General features: G+C 41.2%; 11 protein-coding genes. All 11 read left to right on the forward strand.

Annotation, left to right across the window (positions count from 1 at the left end; all coding sequences use genetic code 11):
• The first annotated feature begins 106 nt into the window (after positions 1–106).
• The 11 genes from RVY80_RS09975 to RVY80_RS10025 all read left to right on the forward strand — a co-directional run bounded on the left by RVY80_RS09975 (position 107) and on the right by RVY80_RS10025 (position 12,449).
• The gene (locus tag RVY80_RS09975) at positions 107–859 is read left to right on the forward strand and encodes a recombinase family protein (protein ID WP_317330499.1); all 753 of its coding nucleotides are present in this window, start codon (positions 107–109) and stop codon (positions 857–859) included.
• Positions 860–897: 38 nt separating this feature from the next.
• A complete protein-coding gene (locus tag RVY80_RS09980; protein ID WP_411040814.1) occupies positions 898–1,728 on the forward strand; it encodes a recombinase zinc beta ribbon domain-containing protein in 831 nt (276 codons plus the stop codon).
• 10 nt (positions 1,729–1,738) lie between these two features.
• Positions 1,739–2,743: a recombinase family protein gene (locus RVY80_RS09985; RefSeq protein ID WP_317330504.1), complete on the forward strand. Its 1,005-nt coding sequence runs from the start codon at positions 1,739–1,741 to the stop codon at positions 2,741–2,743.
• A complete protein-coding gene (locus RVY80_RS09990; protein WP_317330507.1) occupies positions 2,703–4,130 on the forward strand; it encodes a recombinase family protein in 1,428 nt (475 codons plus the stop codon). The genes RVY80_RS09985 and RVY80_RS09990 overlap by 41 nt, the downstream gene beginning before the upstream one ends.
• Positions 4,127–4,306, forward strand: coding sequence for a hypothetical protein (locus RVY80_RS09995; RefSeq protein ID WP_317330509.1), 180 nt, complete (start codon positions 4,127–4,129; stop codon positions 4,304–4,306). Before RVY80_RS09990 ends, RVY80_RS09995 begins: the two co-directional genes overlap by 4 nt.
• A 109-nt stretch (positions 4,307–4,415) precedes the next feature.
• On the forward strand, positions 4,416–8,819 hold the full coding sequence (locus tag RVY80_RS10000; protein ID WP_317330510.1) for an NACHT domain-containing protein: 4,404 nt from the start codon (positions 4,416–4,418) through the stop codon (positions 8,817–8,819).
• A 447-nt stretch (positions 8,820–9,266) separates the two neighbouring features.
• A complete protein-coding gene (locus RVY80_RS10005; RefSeq protein WP_302483533.1) occupies positions 9,267–10,190 on the forward strand; it encodes a recombinase family protein in 924 nt (307 codons plus the stop codon).
• 100 nt (positions 10,191–10,290) lie between these two features.
• A complete protein-coding gene (locus RVY80_RS10010; protein WP_302531134.1) occupies positions 10,291–10,635 on the forward strand; it encodes a hypothetical protein in 345 nt (114 codons plus the stop codon).
• Between the two features lie 488 nt (positions 10,636–11,123).
• A complete protein-coding gene (locus tag RVY80_RS10015) occupies positions 11,124–11,582 on the forward strand; it encodes a MarR family winged helix-turn-helix transcriptional regulator (protein WP_317330511.1) in 459 nt (152 codons plus the stop codon).
• Positions 11,579–12,052 carry a GNAT family N-acetyltransferase gene (locus RVY80_RS10020; protein WP_317330514.1) on the forward strand — a complete coding sequence of 158 codons (474 nt, stop codon included), beginning with the start codon at positions 11,579–11,581 and terminating at the stop codon, positions 12,050–12,052. The genes RVY80_RS10015 and RVY80_RS10020 overlap by 4 nt, the downstream gene beginning before the upstream one ends.
• Complete coding sequence (locus tag RVY80_RS10025) at positions 12,042–12,449, forward strand: DUF2000 domain-containing protein (RefSeq protein ID WP_317330515.1); 408 nt, start codon at positions 12,042–12,044, stop codon at positions 12,447–12,449. The genes RVY80_RS10020 and RVY80_RS10025 overlap by 11 nt, the downstream gene beginning before the upstream one ends.
• Positions 12,450–12,994 lie beyond the last annotated feature (545 nt).

The following is a 12,994-nucleotide window of genomic DNA, read 5'->3' on the forward strand; positions in this document are numbered from 1 at the left end:
TACTGAACGGTATCACCAAAGCTTGGATTATAAAAAGCCAGCAGAAGTATATTTTTATAACTAGCCTTTGACCAAACTTAAATGTTAGCAAAAAATGGTCTTGACAATGGGGTCCACTTTAACCATTAAAGCTGTACCCGGCTTTGATGAGGTTGGGAAAAGAATCAGTAAACTTCGTGTTTGTGCGTACTGCCGGGTAAGCACGATGCACGAAGAACAGCAGAATTCCTTTGACGCTCAGATTCGGCATTATAGCGCGATGATTGAACACAATCCGGATTGGAAATTCGCCGGCATTTATGCGGATGAGGGGATATCCGGAAAAAGCAAGAAAAACCGGACGGAATTTTTGCGAATGATCAGGGATGCCGAAAATCGTAAGCTGGACCTTGTTATCACTAAGTCCATCAGCCGCTTTGCGAGAAACACTGCCGATTGTATTGAAACAGTCCGTCTTTTGAAAGGCTGGGGCGTTGGGGTGATTTTTGAAAAGGAAAATATTAATACTTTAAGCGCCGAGAGTGAGCTTATTCTTACCATATTAAGCTCCATTGCAGAAGAAGAACTAATATCTACGTCCCAGAATATTCGCTGGTCTAATCAAAAGCGGTTTAAGCAAGGCAAGATGCATTTAGTGACAGAGCGCTTTATGGGTTATGACAGGGATGGCAAAGGCGGGCTTGTCATTAACGAAGAGCAGGCAGCTATCGTCAGAAGGGTATTTAATGAAAGCATATCCGGTAAAGGGGTAACGCTCATCGCAAGAGATTTAGAAGCAGATGGGATTAAAAATGTGTCAGGTGGTACACGTTGGCAGCCTTCGGTGATATTGGGGATGCTTAAAAATGAAAATATGTAGGCGATGCAATTCTTAAAAAGACCATCACCGCTAATAGCATTACATTTAAGAGAAAAGCAAACGAGGGCGAGGCTCCGATGTATTACATCAAGGATAATCATCAGCCGATTATTGAACGGGAAAAGTTCGAGCTAGTTCAAGAGCTTCTGGCCGAACGCGCACGTGGGAAAGGTTATAGTCCGGAAATGGCCTGGAAATATCAGACCAGATACCCCTTTAGGCACAAGATCGTATGTGGCAACTGTGGACGAGGTTTTAGGCATCAAATTCATAATTGTTCACAGCCGTTCAGGCAGGAATTCTGGGGATGTGCTAACTATATTGAACGGCGAGTATCCACCTGCGATATGCGGCCCATCAAAAACAATACGATCGAGAGGCTGTTCGTTCGGGTTTTCAACAAGCTGCTTATGAATCGGCATCTATTAGCGAACTTTTCCACCACACTTAGAATGGTTAGTCATGCCAAAATCGGCGGAGATAAGCTTGATGATATTAATGCTGAAATTGATAGTTTGTTAAAACAAGAGCATGTATTGCTCCAGTTGTATGAGAAGGGCGTAACGGATAAGACCCTTCTGCGTATTGAACATGAAGAATTAATCGGCAAACTTGGTGGCCTGAGGGCAGAGCGCAACAGTATAATTCAACAAATTGAAGGCCAGGACGAGCGGGTAAAACAAACTGATGAACTTATATCGTTTTTTGAAGGGATAGATAATCCGCTAGAGAGCTTTGATACGGAACTTTTTGAAACCATTGTGGACAAGCTGGTAGTCAAGGAGCGGGAGTGCATCGTATTCCGCTTGAAAAATGGTATGGAGCTTGAAGAACGCTATAAATTGCAGCGCGGCGACGATAAAGTGTGAGGTGATGAGCATGGCATCAGTTCCTTCGTATCCATATGGTTATAAATTGAATTTCCGTGGTAAGAAAGAATTGCATGAAGAAAAAGCCGCGGTTGTGCGACTGATTTATCAAAAATACATTCAGGGGATGAATCGATACGCAATCACCTGGTATCTAATAAACCATAAAATTATGCGGCCGCGCGGCGACTCCTGTGCATGGCAATACAGCATGGTTTCCAAGATTTTAACGGATGAAAGGTATCTGGGAAATGACAGCCGGTATCCGATGATTCTTGCTCGGGAAATATTTGAGGCGGCCCAAGATGTACGCCAAAAAGAGAAGAATAAAGCGATTGCTACAAGGCATGAAAGTTGTAATGAAAAAAGAATGTATCCATTTTCCGGCTTTATCAAGTGCGGAAGTTGCGGCAGCAATTATATAAGAGGGTTGCAACGGCAAAACAGTAGTACGAGAAAGGCAAGCTGGCGATGCCGAAACTATAGGCTTAAAAATGAGGGGAAATGTAAGGCGAGCGGTAATATTTATGAAGAGATGCTCGAGGTGGTTTGTATTGAAGTTTACAACAAGGTTCGAAGGGACTGGCTTGATGGGAAATTTCTTTCCAATACAAAAAATTCTTTGTCTGACTCAGATAAAGCACTGGATCTATTGATTCATGAAACGATTGACCAGATGAGAATGGCCGATGAGGCCAGATTACAGGAACTTCAAAATGACTTGAATGTATTAATAAACAAGCGAACGGCAAACGATTGGGCGGTTGCTCCGTTGGATTTAACGGATTATGAAACCGAGAAAATTAAAAAGCATTTTGAGAAATATCCCATGCAGATGACAAAATTGGATATTGAGCGCTTCAAAGAAGTATTTGCAGAGATTGTAGCTCTCGAACCAGGCGAGGTGAAGTTGATTCTAAAAAACGGCACTACATTATATCAGAAATATAAGCCAATGAGGGGACAGGTGAAAAATGCGAAAGAAAATAGAAGTTATACCCGCAAAGCAGATTAAAGAGCTTCGAGGGCTTGAGCCGACTGCCAAAACCAGAGTATGTGCTTATTGCCGGGTTTCAACAGATAATGAAGATCAGCTCAGTTCGTTAGAGGCGCAAATCAAGTTTTACTCCAGCCTAATCGCTAATAATCCTGCATGGGAATTTGTAGGCATTTATGCGGATGAAGGGATTAGCGGTACGAACACAAAAAAGCGGGCTGAGTTTAATAAGATGATTGATGACTGCATGGCGGGAAAGATTGACATGATCATGACGAAATCAATCAGCCGGTTTGCGCGCAACACGTTAGACTGCCTTCAATATGTGCGCCAGCTTAAAGAAAAAAATATTGCTGTATTTTTCGAGAAAGAGAATATCAATACGTTGGATGGGCGGGGAGATTTGCTGATTAGTATTATGTCGTCGCTCGCGCAAGAGGAGAGTTCAAATTTATCGAAAATAACCCGTATGGGTATCGTGTATCGCTTTCAAGAAGGCAAGGTCTTTGTTAATCATAAGTGGTTTTTGGGCTACACCAAAGACGAAAACGGAAATCTTGTCATTGTACCCGAGCAAGCTGAAGTGGTAAGGCGGATATATCGGGAATTTCTCGAGGGGAAAAGTGCAATAAGCATAATCAAAGGCTTAGAAAAGGATGGCATAAAGAATGGCGCGGGGCGTACAAAGTGGCATGATTCGAATATCTATCAGATTTTGAAGAACAAAAAATATACGGGCGATGCGCTGTTGCAAAAGTCATATACGGTGGATTTTCTTACTAAAAAGCGGGTTCGTAATGATGGATATGTTCCTAAATACTATGTTGAAAACAGTCATGAAGGAATTATAACAAAAGAAGAGTTTTCAGCGGTTCAGACGGAGTTCGCCAGACGAAACAATTTGAGAGGCTACTCTAAAACGGGAAAAAGCGAATTTTCCAGTAAGTACCCGTTTTCAGGGAAATTATATTGTAGCAATTGCGGAGCCAAGTTTAACCGGCAGATGTGGGGTGTAGGAAAACTGAAGAAGCCGGTCTGGATATGCGTCAACCATAAAATGAACGGCGATAAGGCTTGTCCACAGAAGGCGATGATCGAACGCCAGCTTGAACGAGCATTTGTAAGGGCCATGAACAAGGTCATTGGTGGTAAAGACGCATTTATGGAAAAGTTAATGGATAATATTTATGAAAGTCTTGATGCGATTGAACATGAATTTACCCAGGAACAAATAAACGACCGGCTAGCTGAGCTCCAGCAAGAAATAATGAGTTTAGTCCGCTTGAATGCAAAGACCGGACTTGATACTGGAGCGTATGATAACGAGTATAGCCAACTGACGGCCGAAATTGAGCGGTTTAGGGGATTGCGACAAAAGCTGCTGGATGAAGAGGCCAAAAAGTGATCCGAATTCAGCGGATTGATGAATTGAGACAGTTCATACAAGAACAGTATTCACCTCTTGAGCGTTTTGATGGGGAGCTTTTTCGTCGGCTGGTTGAAAAGGTCAGTGTGAAGTCCTTAGTTGAGGCGACTTTTGTTTTTAAGACAGGAGTTGAGGTAGGAGAAGTTTTAGGGTGACATTTATAGCTTGGTGGGAATAATAGGTATATAATTGTAGTATATAGGTTGTTTTCATGTTCTAATTGAATTGGTGAGATTTTTAATATTTGGGAGCAGAACTTAGATTATGTCTAACAGAGATGATTTTAAACAAAAAACGATAACGGAACTTGCAAAGCGTGTTGCTTGGCAATGCTCAAATCCTAATTGTCAGAGGGCTACAGTAGGTGCAAAGTCTGGTAGTGAAGGTGTTATTATTACTGGTATAGCTGCACATATCACTGCGGCAGCCCCCGGTGGACCCAGATATAATCCGGCACTTACTCCAGACCAGAGAAAACACATTAATAATGGTATTTGGCTTTGTAGCAATTGCTCAATCCTCATAGATCGTGATGAAGACGCATTTCCCGTTTCATTGCTGGATGATTGGAAACGTACAGCTGAGAGTCGATCCTTTGCTGCTATTGCAGGGTCAAGCATTGATGCACAGCTAATAAGGAAGATTCCCGTCGAGATGGATGAAGCGGACCTGGAAATAATTCGAAGCCTTTCATTGCCGCAGGATGACGATGTTGAGAAAGTTATAGTTCGACTACGTAACGCCGCTAAAATAGATATCAAGACTTTCAAGGATGAGCGGGGTTGGCCGAAACACGTAGTGCCTATTAATATGACCTCGGAGGACACTAGCGGAGTCCATATATTTAGCATTGCAGGCGTCGCGACTGCAATGGAAATTGTCAATGAAATTTCCATTATTGCCGCACCAGGGCATGGGAAAACGACAACAATGGTGCAGCTTGCAGATACTATTCTCGCATCGGAAGGCGGGATAGCTGTTGTCATTCCGCTCGCAGAATGGGCAATGCAATCAGACACCTTTTTTAGAATGCTTACCCAAAGGAATGCTTTTCGCGATTTCCGTGAACAGCACTTTATGCTACTTGCATGCCACGGGCGTTTGCAGCTTATGTTGGATGGGTGGAACGAACTTGAGTATGGAGCAAAGCTTCGTGTTAGTAAACAAATAAAAACTCTCAAACGTGAATTCCCGCGTATAAAGATAGCTATTAGTACAAGACCCCAAGTAGGGGATTTACCGATTGCTGGGACAAAACTTGAACTTAAAGCACTTTCTGATGAACAACAGCAGGAGATTGCCCTTGTATTGCTTGGGGACAATGGAATAGCATTATTAGAGCAAGCATGGCAAACAGATGGGGTGAGCGAGTTAGTAGCGATTCCCCTTTATCTAAATTGGCTGCTTTCCTATGCGAGCATTGGGGAAATGCCGAAAACTAGGGAAGAGATATTAAATCGTTTTGTCACAGAATACGAGAAGGAGCAGGAAAGGGCTTTAATTTTAAGGCAAAAGCTTTTAGGTTGCCATCAGGTCATTCTTGTAGGGTTGGCTTCAAAAGCTATCAGTGCTTCCAATACAGTGATTCGGGATGATATGGCACGTGCTGTAATTAGTCAGATCGAAAATGATTTGATAATAAAAGGACAGATAACAGGTCGGCCGGAGCCTCAGGACGTCCTTGATACGTTAGTAAATCAGCATTTGTTGGTTTGGTCAAGTGGAAATGCTGGGATTTCATTCCAACACCAGCAAATCCAAGAGTGGTATGCTTCTTTTGATGTCGAGAAATTGATGCTAGCAGCAGAAGAAGGTGATGTGGAAGCAGTAAAACAACTGAGTTTCAATATTCTTAATTTACCCTTATGGGAGGAGCCTATCCTTTTTGCGTGTGAACGATTATCTCATCGTGATTCCAAAAGTGTAAAAGCAGTTGCTGCCGCAATTCTACAGTCAATTACGGTCGATCCCATGCTTGCCGCAGAAATGATTTATAGATCCTCGACAGGTGTCTGGGACATCATTCAAGATGAGATTAAGGCTTTCGCATTACGCTGGCATAAGCCAGGTAAAGTGGATCGTGCAATTGGTTTTATGATCACTACTGGACGTCCGGAATTTGCGGAACAGATTTGGCCATTAGTCACCCATGACGATGACCAAATACATCTAAAAGCCCTTTGCGCCGCTCGGCAATTCCGACCGAGCGTCTTAGGAACTAGTATCCAAGAGCGACTGGCCACTGTACCTGAAGAAGTGCGTGAAAGTGTCTTGGCAGAAATCGCTATGAAGAGTGGCCTTGATGGAATAAATATTGTTACAAATATTGCCAAGACAGAAGCAAGTACCAAAGTACAATTTGCGGTGATTGAGTCTCTTTTATTTCGGCGTGCAGAGCGGTTTGCCATTGCGATCATCAAAGCCGCGAAGGAAGACATTTGGCAGATGTTAGCCTGTAGAAATTATGCGAGTGAAATTACTGACGTCGAAATTGCGGAACGATGGAAAAAAGAACACCTAGCATATATTACAGAAGAAATTAATGTATTAAAAAAACTGAATTTGCTTCTTGATGATGGTGAAATCAGTCCTTATATTGGAAAGCAAGTTGAAGATATCATAGTATCGGATGAATTCCCAATAGGTGATAATAACGCCTATTGGACATTAGTAAAGGCAAAGGATCAATACCTTCAAGAAGTCAAAAGGGGAATTCTGCGTCGTATTGAGACTGGAAGCAAAACTCCTTACGGATCGATTGACTTATTAAGGGACGCAGGAGTTGTCGAAGAAGGAGCCATTATTGACCTGATTGTTAATACTGCCCAAGAAAATCGTTTTGCAGACGAGGCGACTGTGATAGCTGGGCCAAAGACAGTAAGTGTTCTTATTGAAAAGCTGCTTAAACTTGATAAAAAGATCCAGGAGATGGATGGGCCAATCGAAGAGATAACGAGAAGCGAATACTGGCGTTTAATTGACCGTATTAGTCACAGTCAATCTTCATCGCTCATAACGGCACTACAATCATATAGTAATACCCGTGATCCACATATTATTGCAGTTTTGGCAGATATTATAGCTCGACATGCTCAAAAGAACGAAACAGAATTATTAAATATGGATAAAGACCTTCAAGAGTTTCTTGTTAGGACTATTAATCAATGGGTCGAGATGCTAAAATCGCTATCTGCAAGCCGTGAACAATTATCGTCAGTTGTTCGAGTAATATCATTTTTCCCAAAGCCAGAGCTTTTTGCAAGGCTACAAAGTCTTCTGATGGAAGACCTTTCACAATGGAAACGGGCAAAGCATGAATTTGCTGCAAACCCAAGGGATCGACATGCTTCTCAAGATGCTACTATTTGCTATACTAACATTTACAAAGATGCTTTTTCAGCTATTGGTGGAGATAAGGTCACTCAATTGATGCTTCAATACCTATCCGATCTTGACTTTGGGATTGAGGCAGCGTATGTGCTAAAAATTATCTGGGATAAACAACAGGGCGATTATGAGAGGAAAGCTTTTAAACCATGGCCAGATTTTTCAGAAGTAGCTGCCCGGCATCTGCGACGCCAGCAAGAAGGTATAATCTGTGAGTCACAATCACCATTTGCTGAAGCGATTTTTTCTGCTATACATGATATCAACGCATCTACCTGCACCGATAAAGAACACCGACATATGTTGAAACTTGCCAAGATAGCATTAAGTATGCCTCATGGTGATAAGGGTTCCATTGCTTTCGACCTTTTGCAGGTACCGTTGCCACTGTCAGAGAAGCTTGAACTTTTGAAAACGCTCGTAATTGCAGGATACAAAATAGAAGCTGATATGTGTATCCAGGGGCTAAAAGAGCTATTGGAAGATGCTAAGAAGAAGCCATGGCTGTTAAATGAGCAACATAATCAGATTGAAGAATGGCTGCAACTATTACCTTTTTCCAATCGGCCAGAAGCTCTGGTTGAAGCTTTAGATTTAGGAAAAGAACATCTTAAAGAACCTCGCAGGCTCCAGCAATTATTAGCTGCCCTTGCGTATGCTCCGAACACGCCGGCGGAGTTATCTTTATTCGAATTGGCGGAAGCTGATCCACGGTTTTATAAAGATTACTATTGGCTGAATGCAGTGGTTTTACGTGATACGGCTTTAGCGGCCAAAAGAATTCTTAACCTAGTCTGTAGCGGGAAGGTGGCCGGAAATCAGCATGGTCTGCTTTCGGGGAGTATAGCAGATTTAGTCGTTCGTCATCCAGATGTATATCACAATTTATTACAGCGTTATAACCTGCTTTCTGCCACCGACAAGTCACGAATAAAGCCTTTAATAGCAGAGATTGCAAAGGAAGAGGGGTTATTGGTATTAGTACAAAGCTATGGGGAGGAAGGCCTTAAATTTGATCGAGTGTTAGAAGAAATGATAAATGAAATAGCTGTGGGTAAAAAAACATTGCCGCATGTCTATGAATACTATAGCGTCGATGTGTCAGATTTGCGAAAAAAACTCTTTGCAATGGTTAACGAAGCTGGTGCTGCGGCCAATGTTGCAGCATCATGTTTGGAGCTAATTGATGAACTGCGCGATAAATATGGAAGTGTTGACACTGAACCGCGTCATCCGGATATTGAGTCAGGGCGTCCTTGGCCACTTGTGACGCACGTGTAGTGCGTATCGTTGTTAGAAAGACAGTAAACTATTAAAGCCTTCAGCGTAAATAAATATGTCGGAGGCTTTTTCATGTGTTTTCTAAAGAGCGCTATTTACCAGGAGAGGCATGTGGAGTGCGTAGCGTTGATGTCAAGGGTTCAGAAGTAATGTGTGAAAAGGGCTTGAAATAAGGGGATTTTCGAGGGTTGGGGTTTAAACTCCGGCTCTCGAATTTTTGGTTGTAATCGAGGAACTAAACATATCAACGGCTAAAATGCCGTAGGGTCGAGTTGACAGCTTGAAAACGGGTAGGTTGTGGAGATAGGATTGTTAAGATGTGATGGCAAGTTGACGGAATGATTGTAAATTGATTTTTCGCTAGAGTATATGGGTGGTTTGAAGAAAAATAGGCTATTCATCATAGATGAAAATGAAATTGATGTTGATTAGCCACAAGAGGTTGATATGGAAAAGAAAGTAAACTATATTCCGGCTGTACGTTCTAGAATTGAAAAGAAGGTTGGAATATATTGCAGGGTTAGTACAAATGACATGCAACAATTGAATAGTCTTACTGCTCAGATTTCCGGACTTACTAGGCTTGTGGCTACAGTGGATACTTGGAGATTAGTTGATGTCTATATTGATATTGCATCCAGTAAGTCCAAATCTCTAAGAAAAGATTTTGCTCGTATGGTTGAAGATAGCAAGCAAAAGAAAATTAATATAGTGATAACCAAAAGTCTTAGTCGGTTTGGCAGGGATACTGTTGATACACTCGAGGCTTTGAAGATACTAGGAGAATCCGATGTTCGTGTTATTTTTGAACAAGAAAATCTGGATTCCGCTGAAACCGACAACCAGCTGATGATTTCCATCGTGGAGGCATTGGCACAAGCAGAAAACGAGAGTAGAAGCGAAAACATCAAATGGGGTATTAAGAAGAAGGTCGAATACGGAACTTCAAAATTAGCTGATAGAAAATGTTACGGATATGATAGCGATGAGAACGGAAAATTAATTGTTAATGAGGAACAGGCAACTATTGTTCAGAAGATATTCAACTTGTATCTTGGTGGCAAAAGCGTAACAGGCATCTTGAAAGAACTAGAAAATCTAGGTATCAAATCACCAACCGGCAAGGATAAGTGGAACAAACGAACTGTTGAGTTGACGCTAACCAAACGAAAGTATATCGGAGAAGCGGAGCTTTTGAAATCTGATGAGAATAGTACATATTATTTAATCAGTGATAATAACCCGGCAATCATCTCTAAGGAAGTTTTTGAGGCAGTGCAAAAAAGAAAAACTCAGAGAAGCAATGTCACGGTAGATGAAGAGGGGACAAAGCACCGCAGCGCAAATAAGTATAGCTCAAAGAAAAAGTAGTCGGATAATTATCTTCATCTTTGTATAATAAATGACTTGCTATTATGTGCCTCACGAGTGATATATAGTACTACCAAAAGAAGAAAGGTAGGAATTATGTATGATGTACTTAAAGCTAAATGCTGATTATGAGCAGGGGGAACTTGTTCCATTATTGGATGATGCGATTTATGTGTATTGTGATGTTTGCAAAAGTTTACATAGAATTGAAGATGTGAGTCATGCTGCATTTGGATCTTGTTCTTTTGAACAGCTTAATGCCTGTGAGAAATGTAGTGAAGAACTTCAAAAAGAAGATGAAAAGAAACAAATCGCAGAGGCTTTGGGTTGGTATCCTAAGGTTACACTAATGATGAATGATAGACTAGCCACAATAGATGAAATGATTTCTTACATACAGCATAAGGGCAAAAATAGCCTAGTTGAAAATGATAGTGGTGAGTAGATAGAATTAATGTAAAACATACATAAAATCAAGGTTTTACAGTGCTTGTAGATATATTTGGAAATAGCCTAAGTTTCTCACGTTGAGACAGTCTGTTTGATGTCACGAAAAGATAAATAAATAGACTGTAAATAGCTTGAAATCAAAGGTTTCCAGACTTTCGGTAACAATCACCGATTGATGGAAACCTTATTTTTTTTATCGTTAAAAAGTAGCCCCGGTTTAAGAGCATTGTTGGGTTGAGGCTATAGAACTGCTTTTTATCCCGCGAGACAAGGGAACTACTGTCAGAAAGATAGGTTGAGTTAACGGAACTGTTGTCAAGAAAACAATAGAAAAGCGACAACCAAGAAGACCGCCGCTCTTACAATTAGATTAAATCTTCACGAGTTACAGCTTTATTTTTATATAAAAGAGGTTGACATAGTCCACTAAGTTGAATATAATATAATTTGTTGACATAGTCCACTAATTGAGAGGTGAATCATATGAGCAATCAGAAAGCGGTGCATAGAATTCGAGAATTTAATCGATTATATATGTCATCCATGAATCTCCTTGGAAATCACTATCTTGGCTCGGAATATCCTGTGACGGAAGCAAGAGTTTTTTTTGAGATATATGAAAATAAAGGCTGCAATGCTGCGCACATAGCAAAGGTAATGAATATTGATAAAAGCTATCTGAGCAGGATTATCAAGAGCCATGAGAAGAACGGCTATATTCTTCGGACGGCATCTGAAAGCGATGGAAGATCGTATTGCCTTTATCTCACAGAATCCGGTATCCGACGTGCAGAGGATTTTATTCGTAAGTCTGATGAAGAGATTGGGGAAATCATTGAACAATTAACTAATGAGGAGTGTGTATCTCTCGTACAGGCACTTAGTACGGCAACGGATCTTTTGAACAAAAGCAGGAAACAAAGAGAGGAGAGTGAGACATGAAAATCGTTTCTTATGATCCAAAGTATAAAGATGACTTTGTAGAAATGAATAAGAGGTGGATATCCGAAATGTTCGTCATAGAGCAGGAGGATATCCGGGAGCTTGAGAATATCGAACCATACATCCAGAAAGGCGGCCAGATCTTTTTCGCTGTAGATGATGACGGCGGTGTGATGGCCAGCTGTATGATTGCTCCTAGACCAGATGGGGATTGGGAGATCATGAAGTTTGCTGCTAGAGGGATGTACACAGGAACTGGGGCAGGCAGTGCCTGTCTAAAAGCCTGCATTGATTACGCAAGAGAGCAGTGCTTGGATAAGGTACTGATTGTTTCAAATCGTAAGTGTGAACATGCAGTTCATCTGTATAGAAAGTACGGTTTTACAGAAATCCCAGTGGATAAGGAAAAGTTCCCCTTTGACCGGGCAGACATAGCATTTGAACAGGAGTTTCATTATGATGACATTTGACACGAAAATTAAGGTGATATTAAGGGATGATCTTGAACCGTGGCAGGAACTGAACGTCACAGCTTTCCTTATCAGTGGGATTGCCGCTACACAGGATATTGTTGGCGAACCATATATTGACGCGAATGGAGTTCAGTACCTTCCGATGTCGCAGCAACCGATTATGATTCATACAGCATCAGCAGATAAGCTGAAAGAAATCATGAAGAGTGCTACCGAAAAAGGTATGGCAGTATCCATTTATACGCATGAATTATTTACAACTTACAATGATGAAGATAATCGCGCCGAGATTGCAAAGTATAAAACAGATGATCTTGATCTTGTGGGGATTGGGATACGAGGGAAAAAGAATCCCCTCGACCGTATTACCAAGGGAGTTGACATGCATCGTTAACGAATCTGATATTTCCACATAGCTGCATCTGGAATATGATTTGCAGTTTACGGCTGGGAAATAAAATGTACAGTTCTCCTATTATCATGTGGAGTGCGTAGCGTTGATGTCAAGGGTTCAGAAGTAATGTGTGAAAAGGACTTGAAATAAGGGGATTTCCGAGGGTTGAAGGTTAAACTTCAGCTCTCGAATTTTTTGTTGTAATCGAGGAACTAAACATATCCACGGCTAAAATGCCGTAGGGTCGAGTTGACAGCTTGAAAACGGGTAGGTTGTGGAGATAGGATTGTTAAGATGTGATGGCAAGTTGACGGAATGATTGTAAATTGATTTTTCACTAGAGTATATGTGTGGTTTGAAGAAAAATAGGCTATTCATCATAGATAAAATGAAATTGATGTTGATTAGCCACAAGGAGTGAAAATGGAAAAGAAAGTAAACTATATTCCGGCTGTACGTTCTAGAATTGAAAAGAAGGTTGGAATATATTGCAGGGTTAGTACAAATGACATGCAACAATTGAATAGTCTTACTGCTCAGATTTC

The sequence above is a fragment of the Veillonella absiana genome (assembly GCF_032970865.1).
Taxonomy (GTDB): domain Bacteria; phylum Bacillota; class Negativicutes; order Veillonellales; family Veillonellaceae; genus Veillonella; species Veillonella absiana.

Excerpts from the sequence above, each read along its gene's own strand:
- RVY80_RS09975 (WP_317330499.1), top strand. The coding sequence starts at position 107 with ATGGGGTCCACTTTAACCATTAAAGCTGTACCCGGCTTTGATGAGGTT.
- RVY80_RS09985 (WP_317330504.1), top strand. The coding sequence starts at position 1,739 with ATGGCATCAGTTCCTTCGTATCCATATGGTTATAAATTGAATTTCCGT.
- RVY80_RS09990 (WP_317330507.1), top strand. The coding sequence starts at position 2,703 with ATGCGAAAGAAAATAGAAGTTATACCCGCAAAGCAGATTAAAGAGCTT.
- RVY80_RS10000 (WP_317330510.1), top strand. The coding sequence starts at position 4,416 with ATGTCTAACAGAGATGATTTTAAACAAAAAACGATAACGGAACTTGCA.
- RVY80_RS10005 (WP_302483533.1), top strand. The coding sequence starts at position 9,267 with ATGGAAAAGAAAGTAAACTATATTCCGGCTGTACGTTCTAGAATTGAA.
- RVY80_RS10010 (WP_302531134.1), top strand. The coding sequence starts at position 10,291 with ATGATGTACTTAAAGCTAAATGCTGATTATGAGCAGGGGGAACTTGTT.
- RVY80_RS10015 (WP_317330511.1), top strand. The coding sequence starts at position 11,124 with ATGAGCAATCAGAAAGCGGTGCATAGAATTCGAGAATTTAATCGATTA.
- RVY80_RS10020 (WP_317330514.1), top strand. The coding sequence starts at position 11,579 with ATGAAAATCGTTTCTTATGATCCAAAGTATAAAGATGACTTTGTAGAA.
- RVY80_RS10025 (WP_317330515.1), top strand. The coding sequence starts at position 12,042 with ATGACATTTGACACGAAAATTAAGGTGATATTAAGGGATGATCTTGAA.